The following is a 26684-nucleotide window of genomic DNA, read 5'->3' as shown; positions in this document are numbered from 1 at the left end:
GAACGCCTCCCGTTGCGCTGCCTTGCACGATGCAAAGGAGAGGACTACCTTTGCTTTAGAGCCGCCTGCAACGCTCAGCGAAGCTGATCCTGGCAGATGCGCCGGCGCAGACAGTACGAAGTACGGCAACGCGACACGGCGATGCCCGGAACGCCTTGTCAGCGGCTCCAGCGAGTGACACGCAGCGAGGCGGCCCATGGCGCTTGCGATTGCCCTGATCCTGATCATCGTACTGGCGGTGGGGTTTCACTTTGCCAGTCCGTGGTGGGTCACGCCGATCGCGTCGAACTGGGTGCGCATGGACGACATGCTGACGATCACGCTCGTCATCACCGGCGTGCTCTTCATCGCGATCAACCTGTTCATCGTGATCGCGCTGCTGCGCTACCGTCACCGCAACGGGCATCGCGCGGCTTACGAGCCGCACAACAAGCGGCTGGAATGGTGGCTGATCGGCCTGACCGCGGTCGGCGTGGCCGCGCTGCTGGCGCCGGGGCTGTTCGTCTACGCGGACTACGTCCGGCCGCCACCCAACGTGCTGCAGATGGAAGTGCTCGGCCAGCAATGGCAATGGCGCTTCCGCTTTGCCGGCCCCGGCGGCAAGCTGGGCACGACGGACGTGCGCTACATCAGCAACGACAACCCCTTCGGCCTGAACCCCGGCGACCCCAACGGCCGTGACAACTACCTGATCGAGACGCCCGAGGTGCACCTGCCGCTCAACCGGCCGATCCAGGTCCTGACACGGTCGCGCGACGTGCTGCACGACTTCTACGTACCGCCGTTCCGTGCGCGCATGAACATGGTGCCCGGCATGGTGACGACCTTCTGGTTTACGCCGACCAAGGCCGGGCGTTACGACATCCTGTGCGCGCAGCTTTGCGGTATCGGGCACTCCGGCATGCGCGGCGTGGTGGTGGTGGAAGACGAAGCCGCGTTCTCGCGCTGGCTGGCGCAGCAGAGCACGTTCGCGCAACGGCAGCAGGCCACGGTGCAGGCCGCAGCCGCCGCTGCAGGCGGCAGCACCCAGGCGCTCGCTGGCCAGGGCAAGTCGCTCGCAGAGGCCAAGGGCTGTTTCGCCTGCCACACCGTGGACGGCAGTCCGCGCGTGGGCCCCACCTGGAAGGGCCTGTACGGCAAGACCGAAACGATGGCCGACGGCAGCACCGCGAAGGTGGACGAAGCGTATCTGCGCGCCTTCATCCGCGACCCGAAGGCCCGTGTCGTGAAGGGCTTCGCCCCGATCATGCCGCACTTCGACCTGAGCGAGCAGGAGCTGACCGCGCTGGTGACCTACATCGAAGCGCAAGGCGGCCCGGCCGCCGGCAGCGCAGCCAAACCATAGGGTCGAACACACCCAGACGGAGCAGACGCAATGTCCTATGCGCACACCGGCCACGCCCCGCAAAGCTTCTGGACCCGCTATGTCTGGAGCCAGGACCACAAGGTCATCGCCGTGCAGTATGCGCTGACGGCCATCGCCATCGGCCTGGTCGGGCTTGTGTTGTCGGACCTGATGCGGCTGCAGCTCGGCTTTCCGGGCAAGTTCAGTTTCATCGACGCCAACCACTACTACCAGTTCGTCACCATGCACGGGATGATCATGGTGATCTACCTGCTGACGGCGCTGTTTCTGGGCGGCTTCGGCAACTACCTGATCCCGCTGATGCTGGGTGCGCGCGACATGGTGTTCCCGTTTCTCAACATGCTGAGCTACTGGGTCTATCTGCTGGCCGTGCTGGTGCTGGTGGCGAGCTTCTTCGTGCCGGGCGGGCCGACCGGCGCGGGCTGGACGCTGTATCCGCCCCAGGCCATCCTGCCGGGCACGCCGGGCGTGGAATGGGGCATCGTGCTGATGCTGGTGTCGCTGGCGATCTTCATCGTCGCGGCAACCATGGGCGGCCTGAATTACGTCACCACCACGCTGCAGGCGCGCACGCGGGGCATGACGCTGATGCGCATGCCGCTCACCGTATGGGGCATCTTCATCGCGACCATCATGGCGCTGCTGGCGTTTCCGGCGCTGTTCGTGTCGGCGGTGATGATGCTGCTCGACAGGACGCTCGGCACCAGCTTCTTCATGCCGGCCGTGGTGTCGATGGGGCAGACGCTCAGGCATGCCGGCGGCAGCCCGCTGCTGTTCCAGCACCTGTTCTGGTTCTTCGGGCATCCGGAGGTCTACATCGTCGCGCTGCCGGCCTTCGGGATCGTGTCGGACCTCATCAGCACGCACGCGCGCAAGAACATCTTCGGCTACCGGATGATGGTGTGGGCCATCGTCATCATCGGCGCGCTGAGCTTCGTGGTCTGGGCGCACCACATGTTCATCGCGGGCATGAATCCGTACTTCGGCTTCTTCTTTGCCACCACCACGCTCATCATCGCCATCCCGACCGCCCTCAAGGTCTACAACTGGGTGCTGACGCTGTGGCGCGGCGATATCCACCTGACCGTGCCGATGCTGTTTGCGATCGGCTTCATCAGCACCTTCGTCCTGGGCGGGCTGACCGGGCTCTACCTCGGCAACGTGAGCGTGGACATTCCGCTGTCGAACACGTACTTCGTGGTCGCGCACTTCCATATGGTGATGGCCGTGTCGCCGATCCTGGTGGTGTTCGGCGGCATCTACCACTGGTATCCGCTGGTGACGGGCCGCATGCTCGACGACACGCTCGGGCGCGCGCATTTCTGGGTCACCTTCCTCGGCACCTATGCGATCTACTTCCCGATGCACTATCTCGGCATCCTGGGCATGCCGCGGCGGTATTACGCGTATGACGGCTACAGCTTCATTCCGCCTTCGGCCCAGACGCTCAACACGTTCATCACCGTCGTTGCGCTGATCGTCGCGGTGGCGCAGCTGCTGTTCCTGTACAACCTGGCGTGGAGCCTGGTGCGCGGCAAGCGTGCCGACGGCAACCCGTGGCGGGCCACCACGCTGGAATGGCAGACGCCGCAAACGCCGCCCGCGCACGGCAACTGGGGCGCCGCGACACCTGTCGTCTACCGCTGGGCGTACGAATACAGCCCGCCGGATCGCGACGAAGATTTCGTCCCGCAAAACCAGCCGCCCGAGACGGCGCCTGAACCGGCCCCCCCGACGCTTCAACCCGGCGAGGCACGCGAATGACCACACTGCGCCGCTCCTACGTTCCTGACGCGCCACCGGTCCTGCCGAATGCGGGCCGCACCGGCCTGATCGTCTTCATGGCGGTGGCATCGACCTTGTTTTCACTGCTGCTGCTCGCCTATGGCATGCGCATGCGCGAGCCCGACTGGCAGCCGATACCGCATCCGGCGCTGCTGTGGTGGAACACCGGCGCGCTGGCGCTGGCAGGCATGGCCATGCAGCGTGCCCGGCAGATGACTCTGCGCCGCGCGGCGTGGCTGGTGTCCGGCGGCGTGCTGGCGGCCGTGTTCGTGATCGGGCAACTGACCGCGTGGCGCATGCTGTCGGCGGCCGGGCAGACCGTCACCGTCAATCCGTCCAACAGCTTCCTCTACCTGCTCACCGGCCTGCACGGGTTGCATGTGCTGGGCGGGCTGGTGGCCTGGGCCATGACGATCGCGCAGCTGCGGCGCGGGGACCCTTTCCGGGCCCAGCGCGCGATCGCGCTGTGCGCCCTCTACTGGCATTTCCTGCTGGCTGTCTGGCTCGTGCTGCTGGCGGCGATGTGGTGGATCACCCCTGACATCGTCGCCGCCGTCTGCGGGCCGCTGTATGGAGCCGCGCCATGACCACGCCCACGCTCCCCACCAAATCCGCTGCGCCCACGCCCGCCGACGCCGGGCCTGACGGCTGGCGCGGCATCGTCGCGGACTGGTCGGCCGACCGCGAAGCCTTCAAGGTGCCGTGGGGCAAGGCGATGATGTGGATCTTCCTGCTGTCGGACACCTTCGTCTTCAGCAGTTTCCTGATCGGCTACATGTCGGTGCGCATCTCGACCACGGTGCCGTGGCCCGACCCTTCCAGGGTATTCGGGCTCACCGTGGGCGGCGTGGATGTGCCGTTGCTGCTGATCGCCATCATGACGTTCATCCTGATCAGCAGCAGCGGCACCATGGCGATGGCCGTCAACTTCGGCTACCGGCGCAACGCAACGCGCGCCGCCGCCCTGTTGCTGGCGACTGCGCTGCTGGGCGCGGCCTTCGTGTCGATGCAGGCCCTCGAATGGACCAAGCTGATCGTCCATGAAGGTATCCGCCCCTGGGGCAACCCGCTGGGCGCGGCGCAGTTCGGCGCGTGCTTCTTCATGATCACCGGGTTCCACGGCTTTCACGTGAGCTGCGGCGTGATCTACCTGCTGCTGATCGCACGCAAGGTCCTGCAGCCGGGGTTCACCGAGCACGGCAACTTCCAGATCGTCGAGATTGCCGGCTTGTACTGGCACTTCGTCGACCTGGTGTGGGTGTTCATCTTCGCGCTGTTCTATTTGTGGTGAGGCAGACCATGGACCACACCGATCCCGCCCATCGGCCCGATGCCGCGCACGGCCAGCAGCATCCGATCGGCACCTACCTGAAGATCTGGGGCCTGCTGTTCGTGCTGAGCACGATGTCGTACCTGGTGGATTACTTCCGCGTGCAGGGCCTGATGCGCTGGGTGCTGATCGTCGTACTCATGATCGCCAAGGCCGGGCTGATCGTGTCGGTTTTCATGCACATGATGTGGGAGCGGCTGGCGCTGGTGTACGCGATCCTGATTCCGCCGCTGTGCCTGCTGGTGCTGATGGTGCTGATGGCGGCCGAAGCGCATCACACGCTCGGGATGCGGGAGCTGTTCTTCCGCTGACCTTAAGCCGCTCGTGCCGATCCGGCCGACGCCGTGACATTGCCTCGCGGAGATCACCTCGCGGTGGTCTCCGCGCAGCCCGAGGCCGATGCGGTTACCTGCTCACCGGGAACTTATGCCACATGTCGACCATCACGGCCGTTTGCCCGAACCAACGCGATCGATCGCCCCCGTCTATGCCAGCCTGAAACTCGAAACGCTTTCGAGAAGCTTTCTGGCCTGATCTCGCACCGCTTCAGTCGCCGCGGCGGATTCTTCCACGAGGGCTGCGTTGTGTTGCGTGACGTCGTCGATCTGCGACAACGCGCGCGACAGCTCTTCGACGCCGTTGCGTTGCTCCTCGGACGCGGACGCGATCTCTCTCAGCACACCATCGACCTGTCGAACGGTATCGAGTATCTCTTCGACGCGCTCGCCCGCCACACTCGCCTGTCTTGCGCCCTGCCGAACGTGTCCATCCGACGTGCCAATCAGCGTTTCGATGTTCCGCGACGCGACAGACGACCGTTGCGCAAGCGCCCGCACTTCCGATGCCACGACAGCAAAGCCGCGCCCATGCTCCCGGGCGCGTGCTGCCTCGACCGCCGCGTTCAGGGCGAGAATATTCGTCTGGAAGGACACGCCCTGAATCATGCCCACGATGTTGTTGACCTCCGCCGAGCTGGCCGCGATGTTGTTCATTGTCCCGGCCACCGCGCTAACCGCTTCATAACCTTGCCGGGCTGAATTCAGCGCGTCCGCGGCGCGGCGCGCAGCGCTCTCCGCGTTCACCGAGTTATCGGCGACAGCCGACTTGAACTGTGCAAGACTCGCTGCGGTCTGCTGGAGCGCAGCAGCCTGTGCTTCGGTTCGTTGCGACAGGTCCGCGTTTCCTGTCGCCACCTCCTCCATCGCCAGCGTGATGGTCTCGGCGCCTCGCTGAATCTCCGAAACGGCTGCGCGCAAACGCGTTTGCATCACGCGGATTTGCCCGACCAGGCTGTCCTCGGCGGCTCGCGAGTCAATCGCACAGGACAGGTCACCGCTTGCCGTTGCGCGCACGACGGTCTTCGCGTATTCGGGAGAACCGCCGAGGGCGCGAATCAAGGAGCGGTTGACGAGAAAGACCAGGACACCCAGCACAACGCTGATTGCCGCGACAAAAAACAACGCCACATACATGGAGCGCCAGAACGCGGAATCGATATCGTCCACATACTCGCCAGTGACGAATATCCAGTTCCAGGCCGATGAGCGTTTGACCATGCTGCGCTTTCTGACCTGGGCGGTTTCACCGGGCCGATGCGTGTAGTAATCGACGAAGCCCCCGCCACTGTCGTTCGCGACCGCGGTCATTCGACGATAGACGTACACCCCTTTCGCGTCGGTGTAGTCACCGAGGAACTTGCCCTCGGTTTCCGGTTTCGAGGGATTCATCACCGCATGCATCCCGGGATCGATGACGACAATGTAGCCGTCCCTGCCGAAGCGCATCGCACGAAGCGCAGCCAGCGCCTCGCGCTTGCCGTCCGCGGGACTCAACTGGCCGGAGGCGACGAGTTGCTGGTAGCGCGACACCGTGGTCCCGGCGATATCGGCAATCTCGCGCAGTGCGCGTTCGCGCTCCGCAATGCCGTCCAGTTTGTCCTGAATCACGCCAAACGCCGCAATCGCCGCGATGCATAGCAAGGAAATCGCAAGGGGGATCCAGAGCTTCTGATAAAAGGTGATTCGTCTCATGTATTAGATCTCTATTTTTAAGCTCACCGTATCTATCGGCGATGAATCCCGCTTCTTTATATTAGGGATCGAATATTTCTGGTCCATCGGCACTTTCGACCGTCCGTACTTTCCCGCATGCACCGAAAGGTTCTTGCCAGTATAACTAGATCTCTAATATAGTTGAGCCACACCTGTTGATGAAGGCGACCTCTCGCCGGGAGACATTACATGCTGACCCACCAAGAAAACGAATTGCTGTGCCGCGTCGAAGGCGATGCCCCGATGGGCCAGTTGATGCGCCGACACTGGACGCCGGTTTGCCTCATCGAAGAAGTCAGCGAGCCGGACGGCGCGCCGGTCAAAGCGCGCATATTCGGCGAGGATCTCGTCGTATTCCGCGATTCCGAAGGCCGCGTCGGCGTGCTCGACGAGTACTGCCCGCACCGCCGCGCATCGCTCGTCTACGGCCGCAACGAAGATGCCGGCCTGCGCTGCCTGTATCACGGCTGGAAGTTCGACGTCGCCGGCAACGTGCTCGAAATGGCGTCCGAACCCGCGTCGAGCTGCATGACCGACAAGGTCAAGCACAAGGCCTATCCAGTGCAGGAATGGGGCGGCATGGTGTGGGCGTACATGGGCCCGCAAAACGCCATCCCCGAGTTCGTGCCGCCGGCCTGGGCGCCGACCGCCGACACCCGCGTGAGCATCGCGAAGGTGCTGCTGCCGTGCAACTGGGCGCAGATTCTCGAAGGCGCGATCGATTCCGCGCACAGCTCGAGCCTGCATTCGTCGGACTTCGTGCCGGCACGCGTCGGCGGCGCCGAAGCGACCGGCAAGAACTGGCTGCGCCCGTCCACCGACAAGGCGCCGCGGCTGCAGGTCGAGCGCACCGGTTACGGTTTTCGTTACGCCGCGCTGCGCCGCCCGATCTTCAACGCCAACACGCACGACTACGTGCGCTCCACGGTGTTCGTGGCGCCGGGAACGGTGCTGATTCCGCCGAACAATCTGTACAACGTCGCGAACGTCAACGTGCCGATGGACGACACGAACACAGTGTTCTACTTCATGGCCTGGGGCGATCCGGAGACGACGCCGGAAAACGAAACGTGGCGCAAGTTCCTGCGTCAGCAGGTCGGTATTGATCTCGACCCGTACTATCGCCCGCTGCGCAATCACGACAACCGCTTCTGGCAGGACCGCCAGGCGATGAAGGCCGGCAATTTCACCGGCATCTCGGGCTTCCCGAACCAGGACGTCGCCATGTGGGTCACGATGGGCCCGATTGCGAACCGGTCGGACGAGCGCCTCGGCGCAAGCGATCTCGCGATCGTCGAATTCCGACGCCGCATGATCGACGCGCTCGCCGAATTCGAGAAGGATGGCGAAGCCATCGGCACCGGTGCGCAGGCGATTCCCCGGGAAGTGTGCTCGTACCAGGCTGTCGTGCCGAAAGAAATCGACTGGCGCACGTATGCCGCGCGTTACGTCAGCAAGAAGAACCCGGAACCTGACGACCAGCCGTCCGCGCTCGCAACGGACTATCAGGTCAAGCAATAACGGGAGGCACACGGCCATGGAGCAGCGCCGTTTGCGCATCGGGGTCGCGGGACTGGGACGGGCATTCTCGCTGATGCTGCCGACCTTCCTGCGCGACTCCAGAGTCCAGCTCGTCGCTGCGTGCGATCCGCGTGAGGAAGCGCGGCGGCAGTTCGCCGCCGACTTCGCGGCGCCCACCTATGCGGGCGTCGCGGAGTTGGCGGAGGACCCTGACGTCGAGATCATCTACGTTGCGAGTCCGCACCAGTTCCACGCGCATCACACGGAAATTGCCGCGGCGAAAGGCAAACACGTGCTGGTCGAAAAGCCGATGGCGCTCGCTGCTGCGGACTGCGATCGCATGATCGCTGCATGCCGCGCAGCGAACGTGCATCTGATCGTCGGCCATTGCCACAGTTTCGACACGCCGTACCTGCGTACGCGCGAACTGATCGACCTCGGCGATTTCGGAGCGGTAAAAATGATTCAGGCCGTCAATTACACCGACTACCTGTACCGACCGCGCCGGCCCGAGGAGCTGGCGACAGCCGAAGGCGGCGGCGCCGTCTTCAGCCAGGCCGCGCACCAGGTCGACATCGTGCGAATGCTGGCCGGCTCGCGCGCGACCCGGCTGCGCGCGAGCGTCGGCCGGTGGGATCCGTCGCGCCCGACCGAGGGGGCGTATTCGGCGCTGATCTGGTTCGAGAACGGCGCGTATGCGTCGCTCTCGTACAACGGCTACGGCCACTTCAACACCGATGAGTGGAGCGGCTGGATCGGCGAGATGGGTGATCGCACGAACCCCGACGCGTACGGCAGCGCCCGCCGCCGTCTGGAGACGCTCGAGTCCTCGGACGACGAGGCCAGGCTCAAGGCGGCCGGCACCTACGGCGGATCGGCATACAAGCCGCCAACGGCCACCGCGGACGAGCCGCTGCGATTTCATCAGCATTTCGGCCCGGTTATCGTGTCTTGCGAGCATGCGGACCTGCGTCCGCTGCCCGATTCGATCGTCGTCTACGGCGACGAACAGCGCCAGACGCTGCCGCTGCCCGCACCCGCCGTGCCGCGCGCCGAAGTGATCGACGAGCTGTATGGCGCGGTGGTCGACGGATGCGGGCCGCTACACGATGGCGAATGGGCGAAGGGCACGCTGGAAATCTGCGTCGCGATTCTGAAGTCGAGCGAAACGGGCGCAGATGTCACGCTTTCATAGTCCGGGGTAAGCGTAAAAGCCCTCGTTACCCTCGCTTTGAACAGAGCCATGTACTCTGTTAAAGCGAGGTTTTTTTATCGGTGCTTCCGGCAAACCGGACAGTTTGAAATCCGGAAAGCAGGCAACAGGCAGCCCCCAGCTTCGACGGGGCGCACACATGCGCCCCGTTCGCCCCGATCTCGTTACCCGGCGAACGCTGCGAAGCGCAGCGAAAAATCAATCGCCCTGACGTTCTTCGTCAGCTTGCCGAGCGAAATGCGGTCCACGCCGGTCTCGGCAATGGTTCGCAGCGTCTCCTCGGTCACACCGCCCGAGACTTCCAGCTCGGCTCGCCCTGCGGTGACGCGCACCGCCTCGCGCATCGCCTCGATCGAGAAATTGTCGAGCAGAATCGCCGCGGCGCCCCCAGCCAACGCTTCGTTTAACTCATCGAGCGTCTCCACCTCGACCTGCACGGGCACACCCGCACCCAACGCTTGAGTGGCGCGAAGCGTCGACGCAATGCCGCCGCCCGCCGCGATGTGGTTTTCCTTGATCAGGATACCGTCGTACAGCCCGCGACGATGGTTTTCGCCGCCGCCGATACACACCGCGTACTTTTGCGCGAGGCGCAATCCGGGTAGCGTTTTTCGCGTGTCGAGAATCCGCGCGGACGTGCCTTCGACGATCCGCGTCATCACGTTCGTCTCGGTGGCCACGCCAGAAAGCAACTGAATGAAGTTGAGCGCGGTGCGCTCGGCGGTGAGCATACCGCGCGCCGGGCCAGCGATCCGGCAGACGGCCTGCCCTTCGCGCATCCGTTCGCCTTCGCCGACAAACCATTCAATCGTGATGCGCGGGTCGACCTGCTGGAGTGTTTCGTCGAACCACGGCCTGCCGCACAGCAGGGCGGGTTCGCGCACAGTCAGGACAGCTTCGGCTGAAGCGTCGGGGTCGATCAGTAGCGACGTCCAGTCGGCCTCGCCGACATCTTCCGCGAGCGCATCGCGGACGTTGCGCGTCATCGCCGCGCGGGTCATTCCATCCATTCCAGATCCGTATCTTTTGAGCGAGAAATCAGCATGCAGTGGCCTGCCGTCGTGCCAGTCTTGGACCTGGCACGCTCGCCAATATTATTAGATCTATAATTTGATTGCTACTCGGGAATGACCTGAAGCGCTGCGCCTCAATCCTGATCGATTTCTTCGCCGCGTGCCGCGATCAGGTTGCCCACTTCCCGCGTCGACGGAATGCGCAGCGCCGGGTCGTCCGACTCGGATTCGTCGCGTGCCATGTTCTCGATGATCGCCAGCAGGACCTTCCGCGCGACGTTGATCTCGGTGGCTTTCAGGCCCCTGACGCTGATTTCGTTGACTTCTTCCGCGAGCGGGACGAGCTTGTTTTTCAGGCTCCGCCCGCGCGGCGTGAGATAGACGTGCGTGTTCTTGCGATTGCCGGGCGCATAGCGGCGCTCGACGTACCCGAGCTTTTCCATCGCCGACACCGCGCTGAACGTGGTGGGCGTCGTGGTGCCGGTCTCGTCGCTGAGCTCCTTCTGCGTCAGACCGTCGGTGACCCACAGCACACGCAGAAACGCCCAGTGGCCGAACGAGACTTCATGCTGCGCCAGGCGCATTTGCAGGCCACGTATCATCGCGCGGCCCGCATCCTTCACCAGGTGAGCAAGACGATCATCCGGCACCGCCTCGCGCCAGTGCCGCAGGATGGGGTCCTCGCTCGCGCCCCCGCCCTTGCCTGAACTACGTGCTGCTGCCATACCTTCCTCGCCGTTATTGTGACCAGACTGGTGACAATCATAGCGCGTTAGCTGGCGCGAGCGGCACTGGGCCGCCGCGCTCATTTCGCGGCCCACCTTCGTCGCGCCTGGCACGCTCGCACCGTTCGGAAGCGTCGCATCGTACTTGTCCATCAGCTCGTAGGGCAGGTTCGGGTGACGTCCGAGCGTGAGCGTGCCGTACGGCGTTGAGGCACCAACGACCGCCGCGAGAGGTCAGATCTTGAATCGCTCCAGGCTGGCCGGGTGGAACAGTTCAGCAGGCTGCAGGCGACGGCTCGACAAACCCTCGGCATGGTGCTGCGCGAGGAAGCGGTCGATCACGTGTTCGTTGTTCGCGAATCCGTACGACCAGAAGTCGTGCCCCATCAGACGCCGCGCATTGCGCAACTGGTCCTCGATGAACGGCAGCGTCACCTTGGTCGCCGAGGTGTCGCTCAAACGGGCCAGCGCCACTTCCTTTGATTGCTCGAACGCCTTCGCGATCGCGCCGGGCAGCCACGGGTGCTGATCCGCGAGCGTCTTGCGAATGCCCAGCGTGTGCATGATCGGGAAGAGCGTCCTGCGCTCGTACCATTCGGCGGCGCTCTTTTGCGGGTCATCGAAGAGGTACTTGACCTTCGGATGTCCACGCTCGAAGCACGACGGCGCGCGCGGTCCGATCACGCCGTCAATCTCGCCGTCGGCAAGAAGGTTCGAAATCGTCTGGCCTTCGGGCGCGTTTTCCAGCACGACGCCTTCGGGCAGGTTCAACGCGATCTTCTCCACGCGTGTCGGATCCTCGTAGCCGCCCCGCACCCAGCGAATGTCCGACGCCTTCACGCCATACTCTTCCTCCAGAAACAGCCGGACCCACACATTGGCCGTGAGCTGGTATTCCGGCACGCCGATCCGCTTGCCCTTCAGGTCCTCGGGACGATCGATCCCGCGGTCGGAACGCACATAGATCGAGCTGTGCCGGAACGCGCGCGAAGGGAACACCGGCACGGCAATGTAGGGCGACGTGCCCGCGGCCGTCTTCACCGAATAGCTGCTGAGCGAAAGCTCACAAATGTCGTAGTCCGCGTGCCGGAAGGCACGAAAGAAAATTTCCTCCGGGTCCTGCAGCATGAACACGGGGTCGACGCCGTCGATCTGGACGTCGCCGTCGATCAGCGGTCGCATCCGGTCATAGTTGCCAACGGCGATGGAAAGTTGAAGCTTGCTCATTCCTGCTCCTGTCTGACTGTCAAAATGCTGTCCGTCACGTGCGTCGTCACGCGCCGGACTACTGCGCCTGCCGCTCGCGCGGCACGCCGAAGAAAACGGCAATGCCGCCGATGAAAACGAGCGCCGCGACCAGCAGGATGCCGGCCGAGAAGCTGCCGGTCACACTCTTCACCCAGCCGAGGACGATGGGCGCGAAGAAAGCGCCCACCTGACCGAGACTGCTGATCACGCCGATACCGCCAGCCGCCGCCTCGCCCTTGAGGTAGTTCGGCGGAATGGTCCAGATGATGGCCGCGGCCGAGAAATAGCTCACCGCAACGAGACTCAGGCACGCGATGGCGGCAAACGAGTTGTGCGTCAGAACCGTCAGGAGCACCGCGCCCGTGGCGCCGGCTGTCGTCGACAGCACGAAATGCCAGCGGCGCTCGAGCCGCAGGTCGGAGCTGCGTGCGATCAGCACCATGGCAACGGCGCCGACGATGTATGGCAGCGCGGACAGCAAGCCGATCTGCAACAGGTTGGACACGCCCGCCTGTTTGATGATCGTGGGCGTCCAGTAGTTGAGGATGGTCCCGCAGATGGGCACCGTAGCCCAGCCAGCCGCAATCACGTACACGCGCGGATCGCGCAGCGCGGCGAGCAGACGGCTCGGCGCATCATGCGGTTTCTTCCGGTGTTCGTCCTCGAGCGCGCCAATGACGATTCGCTTTTGCTCCTCGGTCAGCCACCTCGCGTCTTGCGGCCGGTCGACCAGGTAGAAGTAGGCAACGACACCGGCAATCACGGCGGGCAAGCCTTCAAGGAAGAACAGCCACTGCCAGTTGCGATAGCCCCAGACGCCCATGAAGTTTTGCAGGATGTACCCGGATAGCGGGCCGCCGACGATCCCCGCAACCGCAATCGCCAGCAAGAACCGCGACGTGATGCGGGCGCGGCGCTTCGACGGATACCAGTACGAGAGATAGAGGATGATGCCGGGCCAAAAGCCCGCTTCGGCCGCGCCAAGAAGCGTCCGGGCGAGATAGAACTGCCATGGAGCGGTCATGAACGCCATGGCAGTGGAGATGCTGCCCCACAGCAGCATGATCCGTGTGACGGTCTTGCGAGCGCCAATGCGCCGCAACAACAGCGTGCTCGGCACTTCGAGCAGGATGTAGCCGATGAAAAACAGGCTCACGCCGAGCCCGTACGCCGCGTCGCTCAAGCCGAGGTCGTGCTTCAGCTGCAACTGCGCGAAGCTGACGTTGACGCGATCGAGATAGTTGAGGACCCAGCAAACGAAAAGGAAGCTCATCAACCTGATCGTGATCTTGCGGTAAGTCGCTTCCTCCGCCGCCGAGTCGGCTACGACAGGCAGGGACAGGTCCCCGGAGTGCAACGTTGAATGTGCCATGACTGAATGTCTCCGAATTTGACTCTGGATACCGGCTGGAACAGGGAGGCTCTCGCTGCATGATTAGAGCTCTAATCTTAAGGTAAGGCGGCATTTTGTCGCTGGCAAGAACGGGTTTATACCGAGAGCAAGATCGAGAAGAATGGCTTTTCTTGACTTGCATAACTAGAGATCTAGTAATAACATGCGGTCCATGTTGACGCAACACAAGACCGGACCGGTCAGAAGGAGATAGGCATGACTACCCCCCAGGAAGACGGTTTTCTTCGTCTGAAGATTGCGGGCAAGGAGAAAGTCGCCCGTGACATCTGGCGCTTTGAACTGACCGCCCCGCAAGGCGCGCCGTTGCCGCCGTTCGAGGCCGGTGCGAACTTGACCGTCGTCGTGCCCAACGGCTCGCGACGCAGTTATTCGCTGTGCAATGACTCGCAGGAGCGCAACCGCTACGTCATCGCGGTGAAGCGTGACAGCAACGGACGCGGTGGCTCGATGAGCTTCATCGACGATACGGCCGAGGGCGACGCCGTGGACGTCTCTTTGCCCCGCAACGAGTTTCCCCTCGATGCGCGCGCAAACTCATTCATCCTCGTCGCGGGCGGTATCGGTATCACGCCAATGCTGTCGATGGCGCAGCAGTTGCGGGCGGAAGGCCTGCGCTCGTTCAAGCTGTACTACCTCGCCCGCGATCCGGAAGGCACCGCATTCTTCGATGAACTGACCGGCGACGAATGGCGTTCGGACGTGAAGATTCATCACGATTACGGCGATCCGTCGAAAGCATTCGACTTCTGGCCCGTATTCGAGAGGTCGAAGTCGGCGCAACACGTGTACTGCTGCGGCCCGCAGGCGCTGATGGACACCGTGCGGGACATGACCGGCCACTGGCCGTCGGGCACGGTTCACTTCGAGAGCTTCGGTGCAAGCCATGCGAAGACGCACGAAAACACGCCGTTCACTGTGCGGCTTGCGCGCAGCGGCACGTCGTTCGACATTCCCGCCAATCGCTCGATCCTCGAGGTGCTGCGCGACGCGAACGTGCGCGTGCCGAGTTCGTGCGAAAGCGGCACCTGCGGCTCGTGCAAGACAGGGTTGTGCTCAGGGGAGGCGGATCATCGGGATCTCGTGCTGCGCGACGACGAGAAAGAAACGCAGATCATGGTCTGCGTGTCGCGTGCGAAATCCGCGGAGCTGGTTCTCGATCTTTGAGTATCGCGGGGCGGATTGCGATCCCGTCGAGCATCGGCGACACTTGCGTGTGAAAGCCCGGCGGGAGAAACTCGCCGGTAGCGCTGGCCGCGACCGGCGAGCAGCCCCTCGACGGAGATGTCCTCGTCGGTCTCGTCCCGGTGCAGCCCGTATCGACTGCGCGCCACAGCACGGCCAGCTTCAACGCATAGGCAGAAAAACCGCGCCCGCGGCGGCGAGTCACGCGGCCAGCAACTTTCGCTGCAAGAAAGCCACTTCCTTGCCGGGGTGCTCCACAGGCCGGTGTGCCGTTCACGTGATCAGTACTGTGACCTCGTGAAGAGCCCCTGAAAGCCGGGATCAACAAGCTGCTCGATGACCTGTCGGAAAAGCCGCCGACTTCCATCCGCGCGTTGCTCGCATCGGCACACCGCGCGCCACGCCCCCCCACCCGCGCAAAAAGAAAGTTCGCCCGCCGCCTCGTCATTTTCGACGAAAACGTTTGCGCAGAATGGCGGATCAGCACAGGCCATTTCTCCTCCTGTAGAATTTCTCCACTAGATGAGCTTCATCAAGACTCGCGCTTGACACGTTTCGCTACCGGTTCGTGTTCGGCTCAAGAATATGCAACGACTTTCCTGTTCGAGCGCCTCTCATGACGGTAGACGAACCCGGCGCCACCCTGCCAGCCAGCCTGGCGGGCACGCACTGCAGCCACGCGACGCACGGTCGCGGGCTCGGCGCGGCGCCAGGCCGCGCGGCCGGCACGCGAGGTGCGCGCTCGATCATTTGCGGTCGCCCTGTCCTGCATGAGCGTCGACGGCACGCATCAGCGTGTCTCGCGCTCTACGATGGCCGACGCAACGAACCAGACATTGGCGATGAGTTCTGTTGACAACGACGCGGATTTCGGCACCCGTTCCGAGCACGGGGACGCCTCCTTTCTGACCAGCATCTACCTCGGCAGGCAACCGATCATCGATCGCGCCGGCGCGCTGTCGGGATACGAGCTGCTGTTCCGGCAGCATCGCGAAGGCAATCACGCGACCTTCGCCGACGCCGACCGGGCGACGGCCCAGGTCATCGTGAACACGATCTGCGGCCTCGGGATGCGCGGCGTGCTCGGCAACAAGTCGGGCTTCGTCAACGTCGGCAAGGGGATGCTGATGAGCGAGGCGATCGAGGCGCTCCCGGCCCAGCATTTCGTGCTCGAGATCCTCGAGGACGTCGTCTTCAACGACGCGACGATCGCGCGATGCCGCGCGCTGAAAGCGGCCGGCTACCGCCTCGCGCTCGACGACGTGACGACCGGCCGGATCGTGCCCGATGCGGTGCGCGGCATCGTCGACATCGTGAAGATCGACTTCATGTCGACGCCGCCCGACGATCTGCCGGCGCTGATCGACAGCTACCTGCGCGCAGGCGCGACCGTGCTCGCCGAGAAGGTCGAGAGCGCCGACGACTTCGAGCGCGCGAAGCAGCTCGGTTGCGCGCTGTTCCAGGGGTATTTCTTCGCGCGGCCGGAAGTGCTGTCGGCCCGCCAGCGGCCCGGCTCCGCCAGCGCGCTGATACGCCTGATCAACGTCCTCAACCGCGACGCGAATCTCGACGAGCTCGACGACGCGCTGAAGGCCACGCCCGACATCCTGATCCGCGCGCTCCAGCTCACCAACTCCGCGTCCTGCTACCGCACCCACATACCGGTGCATTCGCTGCGCGAAGCGATCCAGCGCGTCGGGACGGTGCGCCTGAAGCGCTGGGCGCAGCTGCTGATCTACGCGCACGGCAGCCACCTGCCGATGCACGCGAATCCGCTGATCCAGATGGTCGGCATGCGCGCGCGGTTCATGGAGCTCGCGGCCTGCCGGATCGCCTCGCCCCGGCACGCGTCGGAGGATCTCGCATCCCGCGCGTACCTGGTCGGCATCCTGTCGCTGGCCGACGCCGCGCTGGGCATCGATCTCGCGCAACTGCTGCACGAGCTTGAAGTCAGCGACGAGATTCGCGGCGCCGTGGCCCACCGCGAAGGCGAGCTCGGCCGCCTGCTCTGCTACGCCGAAGCGATCGAATCGCTCGACGAGGACGCGATCGACGCGTGCGCGAACGGCTGGCCGGGCCTGAACCGGAGCGCGAGCTCCGATCTCGCGATCCGCGCCGCGCAATGGGTCGCCGAAAACAGCCTGTAACCCGCTCGCAACCGGCCCGCCGCGGTTTCCGGCGGCGGGCCGGCACGTCGGGCACGCGCGCCCGCAACGCCGGTCCGGCGTGGCCTTCGTGGAAATAAAGAACCTTATGTACGTCGGCAACTACGACCCCTTGCTGGTGCTGTTCTCGATCATCGTCGCGATCCTGGCGTCCTATACGGCGCTGGACATGGCGGGACGCATCTCGATGGCCAGCGCGCGCACCGCCCGCTGGTGGCTCGCGGGCGGCAGCCTCGCGATGGGCGCCGGCATCTGGTCGATGCACTTCATCGGCATGCTCGCGTTCCACCTGCCGATCCCGCTCGGCTACGACCCGGCCATCACGGCGGCATCGCTCGTCGTCGCGATCGCATCGTCGGCCTACGCGCTATGGCTGGTGTCGCGGGAAACACTGCAGGCGCGGCGTCTCGCGGTCGGCTCACTCGTGATGGGATGCGGCGTCGCGGCAATGCACTACATCGGCATGGGCGCGCTGCGGATGCAGCCGGGCATCCGCTACGAACCGGCCGTCTTCGCGCTGTCGATCGCGATCGCGGTGGGCGCGTCGGGCGCCGCGTTGTGGCTCGTGTCCCGCCTGCGCCGCCGCGTGGCATCGGCGACGGCGCTCCGCGCCGGAGCCGCGGTGCTGATGGGCTTCGCGATCGCCTGCATGCACTACACGGGCATGGCGGCAGCGGATTTTCCGCTCGGCAGCGTCTGCGGCGCGGTCGGCACCGGCGTGACGAGCGCATGGCTCGCGCCCGTCGTGATCATCGGCGCCGTGTCGATACTCACGGCCACGATCCTGCTGTCGGTGCTCGACCTGCGCCATGTGTCGCATACCGCCCGGCTCACCGCGTCGCTCGCCGAGGCGAACCAGGAACTGACCTACCTCGCGCTGCACGACAGCCTGACGCGGCTGCCCAACCGGATGCTGCTCGGCGACCGGCTCGATCAGGCGATCGAGCGCACCGATCGCACCGGCGTCGGCTTCGCGCTGATGTTCATGGATCTCGACGGCTTCAAGGCGGTCAACGACGCATACGGCCATTGCACCGGCGACAAGCTGCTGATCGACGTCGCGAAGCGCACGCTCGCGGCGGTGCGCCCGCAAGACACGCTCGCGCGCGTCGGCGGCGACGAGTTCGCCGTCGTCGCGGAAATCGGCGAGGCAGCCGACGCCGCCGCGCTGAGCGACACGCTGGTGAACGCGATCCGCGCGCCGTACACGATCGACGGCATGGAACTGCGCGTGTCGACCAGCGTCGGCATCGCCGTCTATCCGAATGACGGCAAGACGCCGGAGGAATTGCTGTCGAATGCGGATGCGGCGATGTATCACGCGAAATCGACCGGACGCAACGCGGCCTGCTTCTTCGAGGAATCGATGAATGCGAACGTCCGCGCGCACCTGCAACTGATGCAGGACCTGCGCCACGCGATCGAGCGCCGCCAACTGGTGCTGCATTACCAGCCGAAGGTCATCGCGCCAAGCGGGCCGGTGACCGGCGCCGAAGCGCTGTTGCGCTGGAATCATCCGGCCCGGGGGCTCATTCCGCCGGATCAGTTCATCCCGTTGGCGGAAAAGAACGGCCAGATCATTCCGATCGGCGCCTGGGTGCTCGACGAGGCGTGCCGGCAATTGCGGGAATGGCACGACGCGGGACACGATTCGTGGTCGATCGCGGTCAACCTGTCGGCGGTGCAGTTCGCGCACGCCGAGCTGGTCGACACCGTGCAGGGCGCGCTGACGCGCCATCACCTCGCGCCGCGCTGCCTGACGCTCGAAATCACCGAATCGACCGCGATGCGCGACGTGGAAGCCAGCCTGCTCGTGCTGCAGAAGCTGCGGCAGATCGGCGTGCACATCGCGATCGACGACTTCGGCACCGGCTATTCGAGCCTGCTCTACCTGAAGCGGCTGCCGGCCGACGAGCTCAAGATCGACCGGGGCTTCGTCCGCGGTCTCGCGAGCGACGCGGAAGACGTGGCGATCGTGTCGTCGATCATCGCGCTCGGGCAGACGCTGGATTTCAGCATCGTCGCGGAAGGCGTGGAAACGGCGGATCAGCAGGCCACGCTCACCGACCTGGGATGCGATTCACTGCAAGGCTATCTGCTCGGCCATCCGGCACCCGCGGAGCGGTTCCTCGACACGGTGTCGCATTTCGGTGCCCCGCCGCCGCCCGCCCCGGCGAACGAGCCGGCCGTGCTCGTCTCGGCGGACAGCGCGGAATGACAGCGGTGTAACGGACGGCCCACGCGCGTCACGGGCTTGCGCCCGCCGCAGGTGGCGGAATCAGCGGCAGGCTTTCGCGCGCGCCCGCCGTGCATCGCGCGTCCCCGCCGACAAGAAACGGGCGCCATCCGCGATGACAGCGCCCGCGTGACCGTGGCCCGGCTGGCCGGCTATCGCCAGTTCGCCTCGTAGAAGCGCACGTAGCCGCTGCGCAGCACCACGCACTGCGCGCGGGTTTCCGACAACAGGCGCCGGGTGGCGGCCTCGATGCGCGACCGGTGCATGTCGAACGCGCCGACCATGTCCTCGAAGCGAGGGGATGCCGCGCCGAAGTGATCTTCGAGGGCCTCCGCGGTGATGTGGCATTGGACCCGCTCGCCATCGACCAACGCCGGAAACGCGAGCGTCAGTTCGCGCCCCGAATACTCGGGAGCTTCATTCGGGAAATTGATCTGCATGGGAGCTGCCTTGACCGTCAGGTAAAACGACAAAGGGCCGCGCGCGTCGGCCGTGACCTGCCGGGCGATGCGCGCGGGCGGGCCGGCAGATGCATCGGGCGCCGAGTGCCGGGCGGACAATGCGTGCCGGTTGCATTCACTTTAGACGGTTTCGCGCAGGAGGCAAAATTTACGGAGACACGCGGCTCACGCCCCGTTTTCCGTTGCCCTGGCCGGGCGAGCGCGGCGCGTTTCGCTCGCGCCGGGCGGCATCACGGATGGGGATCTTTCGGCCACACGTTCAGCGACACCGCGCAGGTGGTGATGCCCAGCGCGATCGCCGCCGCGCCGTAGCGCACCGCGTCGTCGAGATCGAACAGCAGGCCGTGGATCGACACCGCGATTCCGCCGAGCATGACAAACGTGGCGATCGCCGCCAGCACTACCCTCAGTTCCGTCCGTACCATGATGCGTCTCCCGAACGGATGCATGTCGCGGCGCATGCATGTTGCGATGCGGAACACGGCGCGCACGTGCTCCACTTTCATCATTGCAGGCACACGCCTGAAAGCAAGCGGAATTGCGTTTGCGGTCGCACAACCGGCGCCACGCTTGTATCATGGGGCGTGCCGGCGTGGCCGGCGCTTTGGTCCGCCACGCATTCCGAGCGGGGAACGCACCCTGCCGCCGGCTCCCTGGAGACACGTCATGCCACACTCTTCCGTGCTACCCGCCGCCGCGGGCCGCGTCGACCTGCTCGCGCAGGCGCACGCCCGTTCGGCCGCGTTCGGCCTGCGCGCCGGCGAGATGCCCGACTTCTCGCCGCTGTCGCGCGTTGCACTGCACGAACTGATCAACGGCAACCAGTCGCTGTACACGCATGCGCGCCCGGTGATGGAAACGCTGCACGCGCAGATCGCCGACACCCAAAGCCTCGTGCTGCTGACCGACCCGGACGGCGTGATCCTGCACAGCATCGGCGACGCCGAATTCATCGAGAAAGCCAATCGCGTCGCGCTGTGCGCCGGCGTGTCGTGGGCCGAGGGCACGCGCGGCACCAATGCGATCGGCACCGCGCTCGTGTCGGGACAGGCGCTCGCCGTGCACGGCGACGAACATTTCCTGCAGGCGAACCGGATCCTCGCCTGCTCGTGCGCGCCGATCGTCGATCCGTTCGGCCGCACCCTCGGCGCGCTCGACGTCAGCGGCGACCCGCGCGGCTTCAGCCCGCATACGCTCGCGCTGGTGCGAATGTCCGCGCAGCTGATCGAGAACCACCTGTTCGCGAACCAGTGCGAGGAAGCGCTGCGGGTGCGCTTTCACGCGCACGAGGAATGCGTCGATTCGCTGTTCGCCGGCCTCGTCGCGTTCGGCCCGGACGGTGGCCTGATCGCCGCGAACCGCAGCGCGCAGTTCCAGCTCGGCGCGCCGTTCGACGCGCTGCAGCACCAGGGCTGCGACACGCTGTTCGGCATGCGCTTCGGCGCGCTCGCGCAACACGCGGCCAGCGCGGCGGGCGGCGCTTTCACGTTGACGCTGCCGAGCGGCGTGCGCGTGCTGGCACGTTGCGAATTCGCCGCCGCGCAGAAAGCGACGATTGGCGTCTCGCCGCGCGCGCCGGCCGTGCAGCGTGCCGGCACGCTCGATACCGACGCGATCACGTTCGCGACGCTTGACACCGGCGACACCCGGATGGCGGCCGTGCTCGAGCGGGTCGGCAAGGTCCGCGGCCGCGACCTGCCGGTGCTGATCCTCGGCCAGACGGGCACCGGCAAGGAATGGCTCGCGCGCGCGCTGCACCACGCGTCGCCGCGCGCGGACGGCCCGTTCGTCGCGGTCAATTGCGCGGCGCTGCCCGATTCGCTGATCGAGGCCGAGCTGTTCGGCTACGAAGACGGCGCATTCACCGGCGCGCGCAAGCGCGGCAGCCCCGGCAAGATCACGCAGGCGGACGGCGGCACGCTGTTCCTCGACGAAATCGGCGACATGCCGCTCGCGCAACAGGTACGGCTGATGCGGGTGTTGCAGGAGCGCGCGGTCATGCCGCTCGGCGGCGGCCGCGCGGTGCCGGTCGACGTGCGGGTGGTGTGCGCGACGCACCGCGACCTGCGCGCGATGATCGCCGCGGGCACGTTCCGCGAGGATCTGTTCTACCGGATCAACGGGCTGGCGGTCACGCTGCCGCCGCTCGCGGCGCGCACGGATCTGCCGGTGCTCGTCGCGCGCGTCCTCGCGCGCCTGGGCCGCAGCGAGCCGATGCCGCAGCGGGTGTCGCCCGACGTGCTCGCCGCGTTCGCGCGCTGCCGCTGGCCGGGCAACCTGCGCCAGCTGACGAACGTGCTGCGCACGGCCGGCATGCTGGCCGAGGACGAAGCGGAGCTCGCGCTCGCGCACCTGCCCGACGATTTCTGGCTCGATTGCGACACGATGCCCGCCGCCGCGACGGACCGGCCCGCGGCCGCCGCGCTGGACCGGCCAGCGAACGCCCCGGCCGCACCGGCCTCGACCACGCTGCAGGACCACCAGGCCGCGCTGATCGACGCGGCGCTCGCGCGGCACGACGGCAACGTGTCCGCGACCGCCCGCGAGCTGGGGCTGGCCCGCAATACGGTGTACCGGCATCTGCGGCGCGGCTAGGGTCTGGTCACGCTGATAACGGACACTTCTGACGGCCGGCCCCACGAAAGAATTTTTCAAAGACAGGGGAACGAGCGTTGCCGGCCCCGCGAAGGAATTTTCAAAGACGGGGGAACGTGCATTGCCGGCTGCCCGTCGGCGCGGCGCGGCCGCGCGGCGTCGGGTATCCTTGGCGGTTTGCCGACCGGATGTCCGACGCGTGCCGCCCATGACCGAACCCGACCCTTCCCATCTCGTGCGCGTGGAACCGCTCGGCGCGTGCTTCGACGCGCCCGAATCGCTGACAGTGCTGGAAGCGGCAGGGTTCGCGGGAGTGTCGCTGCCGAGATCGTGCCGGAACGGAACGTGCCGGACGTGTTTGTGCCGGATCGTCAGCGGAACGGTGCGCTACACGATCGAATGGCCGGGACTGAGCCGCGAGGAGAAGGCGGACGGCTATACGCTGCCGTGCGTGGCGGTGGCCACGTCGGATCTCGTTCTCGACGTGCCGGACGCGCAGATGTGCTGACCGGCGAGCCGCCGCAAGCGGTGCGGTGCACAATGCCCGCCGACGCGTGTGCTGCGTGTGCTGCGTGTGCCGGCCGTTCCGGCAGACCGCGTCGGCCTCGGCAGCGGAAAGCCTCCGCCGCGAGATCACGCCGCCCGCCCGTCGCCGGGCAGGCGGCGCACACCGTCAACCGCCCAGATACGCGCGCTTGATCTGGTCGTTCGCCAGCAGGTTCGCGCCCGTATCGGCGAGCACCACCCGGCCGGTCTCGAGCACGTAGCCGCGATCGGCGACCTGCAGCGCCTTGTTCGCGTTCTGCTCGACGAGGAACACAGTGACGCCTTCGTCGCGAATCGTGCGGATGATGTCGAAGATCTGCGCGATCACGAGCGGCGCGAGGCCGAGCGTCGGCTCGTCGAGCAGCAGCAGGCGCGGCTTGCTCATCAGCGCGCGGCCGATCGCGAGCATCTGCTGCTCGCCGCCGGACATCGTCCCGGCGCGCTGGCCCGACCGCTCCTTCAGACGCGGAAACAGCCGGTACACGTGCTCGACGCCCGCGTCGATCTCGTCGCGGCTCGCGAAGAAGCCACCCATCTTCAGGTTCTCGAGCACCGTCAGGCTCGGGAACACGCGCCGCCCTTCCGGCGAGATCGCGAGCCCCTGGCGCATGATGTCGTGGGTCGGCATCGCAGTGATGTCCCGGCCCTCGAACAGCACGCGGCCCTTCGACGCGCGCGGCGTGCCGCACACGGTCATCATCAGCGTCGTCTTGCCGGCGCCGTTGCTGCCGATCAGCGTGACGATCTCGCCCTTGTTCACCTCGATCGACACGCCCGACAGCGCCTCGACGGCGCCGTAATGCGTGTGGACCTGTTCCAGCTTCAGCATCACTCTTCCCCCAGATACGCCTTGATCACGCGCGGGTCGTTACGCACCGCGTCCGGCGTGCCGATCACGATCGGCCGGCCGTGCTCCATCACGAGAATGCGGTCCGACACGCCCATCACGAGGCTCATGTCGTGCTCGATCAGCAGCACCGCGACGCCGAACTCGCGGCGCAGCCTGTCGATCAGGTGCTGCAGCTCCACCTTCTCCTGCGGGTTGAGGCCGGCCGCGGGCTCGTCGAGCATCAACAGGCGCGGCTCGGTGATCATGCAGCGGGCGATCTCGAGGCGGCGCTGATGGCCGTACGACAGCGTGCCCGCCGGCCGGTTGGCGACCGCGGTCAGGTTCATCCGCTCGAGCCACGTCGCCGCGCGCTCGAGCGCGGCCTTCTCCGCGCGCCGGTACGCCGGCGTCGCGAACAGCCCGTGCAGCAGGCCCGACTTCACCTGCCGGTGCTGCGCGACGAGCAGGTTCTCGACCACCGTCAGCGACTTGAACAGACGGATGTTCTGGAACGTCCGCACGAGGCCCTTGCGGGCGATCTGGTGACTCGCGAGGCCGGCAACCGGGTGGCCGTCGAGCACGACGTCGCCCGACGTCGGCCGGTAGAAGCCGCCGACGCAGTTGAACACCGTGGTCTTGCCCGCGCCGTTCGGGCCGATGATCGCGAACACCTCGTCGCGGCGCACGTCGAAATCGATGCCGTCGACGGCGAGCAGCCCGCCGAAGCGCATCTGCAGCCCGGCGACCTTCAACAGTTCAGCATTCGCGCTCATTGCGGCAACTCCACGTGGGGACGGCTCGCGGGCAGCAGGCCCTGCGGACGCCACATCATCATCAACACCATCACCAGACCGAAGATCAGCATCCGGTACTCGGCGAAACCGCGCGCGACTTCGGGCAGCGCGGTCAGCAGGATCGCGGCGAGGATCACGCCGAGCTGCGAGCCCATCCCGCCGAGCACGACGATCGCGAGGATCAGCGCCGACTCGATGAAGGTGAACGACTCCGGATTGACGAGGCCCTGGCGCGCCGCGAAGAACGCGCCGCCGATGCCCGCGAACGATGCGCCGAGCGTGAACGCCGACAGCTTGATGCGGGTCGGGTTCAGCCCCAGCGAACGGCATGCGATCTCGTCGTCGCGCAGCGCTTCCCACGCGCGGCCCATCGGCATGCGGATCAGGCGGCTCGTCACGAACAGCGTGAAGCCGACCAGCAGCAGTGCGATCAGGTACAGGAAGATCACCATGTGCTCGCCGCTGTATTCGAGGCCGATCAGCTCGTGGAAGGTCTTCGCGCCCTCGACGCTCGCGCTGCGCGCCATCTCGAAGCCGAACACGGTCGGCTTCGGAATGCCGGAAATGCCGTCCGGGCCGCCGGTGAGGCTCGTCAGGTTGTTCGCGAGCAGGCGGATGATTTCGCCGAAGCCGAGCGTGACGATCGCGAGATAGTCGCCGCGCAGCCGCAGCACCGGAAAGCCGAGCAGGAAGCCGAACGTCGCCGACGCGAGCGCGGCGAGCGGCAGGCATTCCCAGAACGTCAGCCCGAAATACTGGTTGAGCATCGCGTACGTGTAGCCGCCGACCGCGTAGAAGCCGACATAGCCGAGGTCGAGCAGGCCCGCGAAACCGACGACGATGTTCAGGCCGAGGCCGAGGATCACGTAGATCAGCGCGAGCGTCGCGATATCGACCGCGCCGCGCGAACCGAAGAACGGCCACACGAGGCCGGCCGCGAGCATCGCCCAGACGATCGCGCGCTGCCGCGATGCGCCGAGTTCTGGCATCGCAGGCAGTTTCACGGCGGCTTTCGCGCGCGTGAGCCACGGCTTGAACAGCTGGAACAGGAACACGGCCGCGACCGCGACCCAGACCGGCCGCCAGTGCGGCTCGAGCACGACCTGGTAGCCGTCGAGCTTGAGCTGCAGGCCGAGCACGGGAATCGTGAGGATCGCCGTCAGCAGCGCGGCGGTCACGGCGTTTTTCAGCGACTGGCCGAAGGACGCGCCCGCGGCCGGATGACGAACGGATGTGATGACTTGACTCATCTGCGCCTCCCTCAGACCTTTTCGATGTCCGACTTGCCGAGCAGGCCGGTCGGGCGGAAGAGCAGGATCAGCACGAGCAGGCCGAACGCCACCACGTCCTTGTATTCGGCGGGCATGTAGCCCGCCGCGAAGGTTTCCGCGAGGCCGAGCAGCACGCCGCCGAGCATCGCGCCCGGAATGCTGCCGATCCCGCCGAGCACGGCCGCGGTGAACGCCTTGATGCCCGCGACGAAGCCGATGTACGGATTGAGCTTGCCGATCGTGAGCCCGATCAGCACGCCGCCGACGGCCGCGAGCATCGCGCCGAGCACGAACGTGAACGAGATCACGCGGTTCGTGTCGATGCCGAGCAGGTTCGCCATCTTCATGTCCTCGGCGCACGCGCGGCACGCGCGGCCCATTCGCGAATGCGAGATGAACAGCGTGAGCGCGATCATCAGCACGAGCGTCACGCAGACGATCAACAGGCGCGCATACGGCACGGTCACGTCGAAGTCGCCGCCGAGGTGGATGTCGAACGCGCCGGAGATCAGCACCGGCACGGACACGTCGCGCGCGCCCTGGCCGATCTGCACGTAGTTCTGCAGGAAGATCGACATGCCGATCGCGGAGATCAGCGGCACGAGGCGCGGCCCGCCGCGCAGCGGCCGGTATGCGACGCGCTCGACCGCGAAGCCGTACAGCCCGGTGACGATCACCGAGACGATCAGCGCCGCGCCGAGCACGAGCGGCAGCGGGTAGCCCGCCGACACGCCGATCGCGGTCAAGGTCACGAGGCCCACGTACGCGCCGATCATGTAGATCTCGCCGTGGGCAAAGTTGATCATGCCGATGATGCCGTAGACCATCGAATAGCCGATGGCGATCAACGCATAGATCGCGCCCAGCGTCAGGCCGTTGACCAGCTGCTGGGCGAATTGGGGAAAGAAGTCAGTCATGTGCGGGAAGCTCCCGGTTGCG

General features: G+C 65.8%; 23 protein-coding genes. 12 read left to right on the top strand and 11 right to left on the bottom strand.

Annotation, left to right across the window (positions count from 1 at the left end; translation table 11 throughout):
* The first annotated feature begins 196 nt into the window (after positions 1-196).
* The 5 genes from LIG30_RS12090 to LIG30_RS12070 are packed head-to-tail and all read left to right on the top strand — an operon-like array spanning position 197 to position 4792.
* Complete coding sequence (locus tag LIG30_RS12090; RefSeq protein ID WP_038712427.1) at positions 197-1345, top strand: c-type cytochrome; 1149 nt, start codon at positions 197-199, stop codon at positions 1343-1345.
* A 30-nt stretch (positions 1346-1375) separates the two neighbouring features.
* On the top strand, positions 1376-3130 hold the full coding sequence (ctaD, locus tag LIG30_RS12085; protein ID WP_038712424.1) for a cytochrome c oxidase subunit I: 1755 nt from the start codon (positions 1376-1378) through the stop codon (positions 3128-3130).
* Entirely contained in the window at positions 3127-3738 is a 612-nt protein-coding gene (locus LIG30_RS12080) for a cytochrome c oxidase subunit 3 (protein WP_038712422.1), read from the top strand. The genes ctaD and LIG30_RS12080 overlap by 4 nt, the downstream gene beginning before the upstream one ends.
* Positions 3735-4442 (top strand): heme-copper oxidase subunit III family protein, encoded by a 708-nt coding sequence (locus tag LIG30_RS12075; RefSeq protein ID WP_038712420.1) that lies wholly within the window; start codon positions 3735-3737, stop codon positions 4440-4442. Before LIG30_RS12080 ends, LIG30_RS12075 begins: the two co-directional genes overlap by 4 nt.
* Positions 4443-4450: 8 nt before the next feature.
* Positions 4451-4792 (top strand): cytochrome C oxidase subunit IV family protein, encoded by a 342-nt coding sequence (locus tag LIG30_RS12070; RefSeq protein ID WP_038712419.1) that lies wholly within the window; start codon positions 4451-4453, stop codon positions 4790-4792.
* A 174-nt stretch (positions 4793-4966) separates the two neighbouring features.
* Here LIG30_RS12070 and LIG30_RS12065 read toward each other — a convergent pair whose 3' ends face one another.
* Positions 4967-6511 (bottom strand): methyl-accepting chemotaxis protein, encoded by a 1545-nt coding sequence (locus LIG30_RS12065; RefSeq protein WP_038712417.1) that lies wholly within the window; start codon positions 6509-6511, stop codon positions 4967-4969.
* A 210-nt stretch (positions 6512-6721) separates the two neighbouring features.
* Between LIG30_RS12065 and LIG30_RS12060 the strand changes: the two genes are divergently transcribed.
* The gene (locus LIG30_RS12060; RefSeq protein WP_038712415.1) at positions 6722-8053 is read left to right on the top strand and encodes a Rieske 2Fe-2S domain-containing protein; all 1332 of its coding nucleotides are present in this window, start codon (positions 6722-6724) and stop codon (positions 8051-8053) included.
* Between the two features lie 16 nt (positions 8054-8069).
* The gene (locus LIG30_RS12055; RefSeq protein WP_038712412.1) at positions 8070-9248 is read left to right on the top strand and encodes a Gfo/Idh/MocA family protein; all 1179 of its coding nucleotides are present in this window, start codon (positions 8070-8072) and stop codon (positions 9246-9248) included.
* A gap of 182 nt (positions 9249-9430) precedes the next feature.
* Here the strand turns inward: LIG30_RS12055 and nadC are convergent, their stop codons facing one another.
* The 4 genes from nadC to LIG30_RS12035 form a co-directional block, all read right to left on the bottom strand.
* The gene (gene nadC, locus LIG30_RS12050) at positions 9431-10276 is read right to left on the bottom strand and encodes a carboxylating nicotinate-nucleotide diphosphorylase (protein ID WP_038712411.1); all 846 of its coding nucleotides are present in this window, start codon (positions 10274-10276) and stop codon (positions 9431-9433) included.
* A gap of 137 nt (positions 10277-10413) precedes the next feature.
* The gene (locus LIG30_RS12045) at positions 10414-11004 is read right to left on the bottom strand and encodes a MarR family winged helix-turn-helix transcriptional regulator (RefSeq protein ID WP_038712408.1); all 591 of its coding nucleotides are present in this window, start codon (positions 11002-11004) and stop codon (positions 10414-10416) included.
* Between the two features lie 234 nt (positions 11005-11238).
* Positions 11239-12231 carry an ABC transporter substrate-binding protein gene (locus LIG30_RS12040; RefSeq protein ID WP_038712406.1) on the bottom strand — a complete coding sequence of 331 codons (993 nt, stop codon included), beginning with the start codon at positions 12229-12231 and terminating at the stop codon, positions 11239-11241.
* Between the two features lie 58 nt (positions 12232-12289).
* Positions 12290-13624, bottom strand: a complete 1335-nt coding sequence (locus tag LIG30_RS12035) for an MFS transporter (RefSeq protein WP_038712404.1) — start codon at positions 13622-13624, stop codon at positions 12290-12292.
* A 237-nt stretch (positions 13625-13861) separates the two neighbouring features.
* Between LIG30_RS12035 and LIG30_RS12030 the strand changes: the two genes are divergently transcribed.
* From LIG30_RS12030 to LIG30_RS12020, 3 genes are all read left to right on the top strand, one after another.
* Positions 13862-14830, top strand: a complete 969-nt coding sequence (locus LIG30_RS12030; protein ID WP_038712401.1) for a PDR/VanB family oxidoreductase — start codon at positions 13862-13864, stop codon at positions 14828-14830.
* Positions 14831-15690: 860 nt separating this feature from the next.
* On the top strand, positions 15691-16995 hold the full coding sequence (locus LIG30_RS12025) for an EAL and HDOD domain-containing protein (RefSeq protein ID WP_038712457.1): 1305 nt from the start codon (positions 15691-15693) through the stop codon (positions 16993-16995).
* A 106-nt stretch (positions 16996-17101) separates the two neighbouring features.
* Positions 17102-19231, top strand: coding sequence for a putative bifunctional diguanylate cyclase/phosphodiesterase (locus LIG30_RS12020; protein WP_083494000.1), 2130 nt, complete (start codon positions 17102-17104; stop codon positions 19229-19231).
* Between the two features lie 170 nt (positions 19232-19401).
* Here LIG30_RS12020 and LIG30_RS12015 read toward each other — a convergent pair whose 3' ends face one another.
* The gene (locus tag LIG30_RS12015; protein WP_038712400.1) at positions 19402-19689 is read right to left on the bottom strand and encodes a DUF1488 domain-containing protein; all 288 of its coding nucleotides are present in this window, start codon (positions 19687-19689) and stop codon (positions 19402-19404) included.
* A gap of 251 nt (positions 19690-19940) precedes the next feature.
* A complete protein-coding gene (locus tag LIG30_RS12010; protein ID WP_038712397.1) occupies positions 19941-20219 on the bottom strand; it encodes a DUF2964 domain-containing protein in 279 nt (92 codons plus the stop codon).
* A 157-nt stretch (positions 20220-20376) separates the two neighbouring features.
* On the opposite strand from LIG30_RS12010, the gene LIG30_RS12005 reads away from it, so the two are divergent.
* Both LIG30_RS12005 and LIG30_RS12000 read left to right on the top strand, forming a co-directional pair.
* The gene (locus LIG30_RS12005) at positions 20377-22305 is read left to right on the top strand and encodes a sigma-54-dependent Fis family transcriptional regulator (protein ID WP_038712396.1); all 1929 of its coding nucleotides are present in this window, start codon (positions 20377-20379) and stop codon (positions 22303-22305) included.
* A gap of 208 nt (positions 22306-22513) precedes the next feature.
* Positions 22514-22813 (top strand): 2Fe-2S iron-sulfur cluster-binding protein, encoded by a 300-nt coding sequence (locus LIG30_RS12000; RefSeq protein WP_038712394.1) that lies wholly within the window; start codon positions 22514-22516, stop codon positions 22811-22813.
* A gap of 165 nt (positions 22814-22978) precedes the next feature.
* On the opposite strand, the gene LIG30_RS11995 is transcribed toward LIG30_RS12000, so the two are convergent.
* The 4 genes from LIG30_RS11995 to livH are packed head-to-tail and all read right to left on the bottom strand — an operon-like array spanning position 22979 to position 26662.
* Positions 22979-23680 (bottom strand): ABC transporter ATP-binding protein, encoded by a 702-nt coding sequence (locus LIG30_RS11995; RefSeq protein WP_038712392.1) that lies wholly within the window; start codon positions 23678-23680, stop codon positions 22979-22981.
* Positions 23680-24453, bottom strand: a complete 774-nt coding sequence (livG, locus tag LIG30_RS11990; RefSeq protein WP_038712391.1) for a high-affinity branched-chain amino acid ABC transporter ATP-binding protein LivG — start codon at positions 24451-24453, stop codon at positions 23680-23682. The genes LIG30_RS11995 and livG overlap by 1 nt, the downstream gene beginning before the upstream one ends.
* On the bottom strand, positions 24450-25724 hold the full coding sequence (locus tag LIG30_RS11985) for a high-affinity branched-chain amino acid ABC transporter permease LivM (protein WP_038712388.1): 1275 nt from the start codon (positions 25722-25724) through the stop codon (positions 24450-24452). Before LIG30_RS11985 ends, livG begins: the two co-directional genes overlap by 4 nt.
* An 11-nt stretch (positions 25725-25735) precedes the next feature.
* The gene (gene livH / locus LIG30_RS11980) at positions 25736-26662 is read right to left on the bottom strand and encodes a high-affinity branched-chain amino acid ABC transporter permease LivH (RefSeq protein WP_038712386.1); all 927 of its coding nucleotides are present in this window, start codon (positions 26660-26662) and stop codon (positions 25736-25738) included.
* Positions 26663-26684: the final 22 nt, after the last annotated feature.

Origin of the sequence: Burkholderia sp. lig30 (assembly GCF_000687455.2) — a bacterium.
Taxonomy (GTDB): Bacteria; Pseudomonadota; Gammaproteobacteria; order Burkholderiales; family Burkholderiaceae; genus Burkholderia.
Note: the sequence above shows the minus strand (reverse complement) of the source record. Positions and strands in the feature narration are given on the sequence as shown.

Excerpts from the sequence above, each read along its gene's own strand:
- LIG30_RS12090 (WP_038712427.1), top strand. The coding sequence starts at position 197 with ATGGCGCTTGCGATTGCCCTGATCCTGATCATCGTACTGGCGGTGGGG.
- LIG30_RS12015 (WP_038712400.1), bottom strand. The coding sequence starts at position 19,689 with ATGCAGATCAATTTCCCGAATGAAGCTCCCGAGTATTCGGGGCGCGAA.
- LIG30_RS12060 (WP_038712415.1), top strand. The coding sequence starts at position 6,722 with ATGCTGACCCACCAAGAAAACGAATTGCTGTGCCGCGTCGAAGGCGAT.
- LIG30_RS12020 (WP_083494000.1), top strand. The coding sequence starts at position 17,102 with ATGTACGTCGGCAACTACGACCCCTTGCTGGTGCTGTTCTCGATCATC.
- LIG30_RS12030 (WP_038712401.1), top strand. The coding sequence starts at position 13,862 with ATGACTACCCCCCAGGAAGACGGTTTTCTTCGTCTGAAGATTGCGGGC.
- LIG30_RS12040 (WP_038712406.1), bottom strand. The coding sequence starts at position 12,231 with ATGAGCAAGCTTCAACTTTCCATCGCCGTTGGCAACTATGACCGGATG.
- nadC (WP_038712411.1), bottom strand. The coding sequence starts at position 10,276 with ATGGATGGAATGACCCGCGCGGCGATGACGCGCAACGTCCGCGATGCG.
- LIG30_RS12075 (WP_038712420.1), top strand. The coding sequence starts at position 3,735 with ATGACCACGCCCACGCTCCCCACCAAATCCGCTGCGCCCACGCCCGCC.
- LIG30_RS11985 (WP_038712388.1), bottom strand. The coding sequence starts at position 25,724 with ATGAGTCAAGTCATCACATCCGTTCGTCATCCGGCCGCGGGCGCGTCC.
- LIG30_RS12005 (WP_038712396.1), top strand. The coding sequence starts at position 20,377 with ATGCCACACTCTTCCGTGCTACCCGCCGCCGCGGGCCGCGTCGACCTG.
- LIG30_RS12055 (WP_038712412.1), top strand. The coding sequence starts at position 8,070 with ATGGAGCAGCGCCGTTTGCGCATCGGGGTCGCGGGACTGGGACGGGCA.
- LIG30_RS12080 (WP_038712422.1), top strand. The coding sequence starts at position 3,127 with ATGACCACACTGCGCCGCTCCTACGTTCCTGACGCGCCACCGGTCCTG.
- LIG30_RS12010 (WP_038712397.1), bottom strand. The coding sequence starts at position 20,219 with ATGATGAAAGTGGAGCACGTGCGCGCCGTGTTCCGCATCGCAACATGC.
- LIG30_RS11995 (WP_038712392.1), bottom strand. The coding sequence starts at position 23,680 with ATGCTGAAGCTGGAACAGGTCCACACGCATTACGGCGCCGTCGAGGCG.
- LIG30_RS12035 (WP_038712404.1), bottom strand. The coding sequence starts at position 13,624 with ATGGCACATTCAACGTTGCACTCCGGGGACCTGTCCCTGCCTGTCGTA.
- LIG30_RS12000 (WP_038712394.1), top strand. The coding sequence starts at position 22,514 with ATGACCGAACCCGACCCTTCCCATCTCGTGCGCGTGGAACCGCTCGGC.
- LIG30_RS12025 (WP_038712457.1), top strand. The coding sequence starts at position 15,691 with ATGAGTTCTGTTGACAACGACGCGGATTTCGGCACCCGTTCCGAGCAC.
- LIG30_RS12065 (WP_038712417.1), bottom strand. The coding sequence starts at position 6,511 with ATGAGACGAATCACCTTTTATCAGAAGCTCTGGATCCCCCTTGCGATT.
- LIG30_RS12045 (WP_038712408.1), bottom strand. The coding sequence starts at position 11,004 with ATGGCAGCAGCACGTAGTTCAGGCAAGGGCGGGGGCGCGAGCGAGGAC.
- ctaD (WP_038712424.1), top strand. The coding sequence starts at position 1,376 with ATGTCCTATGCGCACACCGGCCACGCCCCGCAAAGCTTCTGGACCCGC.
- livG (WP_038712391.1), bottom strand. The coding sequence starts at position 24,453 with ATGAGCGCGAATGCTGAACTGTTGAAGGTCGCCGGGCTGCAGATGCGC.
- LIG30_RS12070 (WP_038712419.1), top strand. The coding sequence starts at position 4,451 with ATGGACCACACCGATCCCGCCCATCGGCCCGATGCCGCGCACGGCCAG.
- livH (WP_038712386.1), bottom strand. The coding sequence starts at position 26,662 with ATGACTGACTTCTTTCCCCAATTCGCCCAGCAGCTGGTCAACGGCCTG.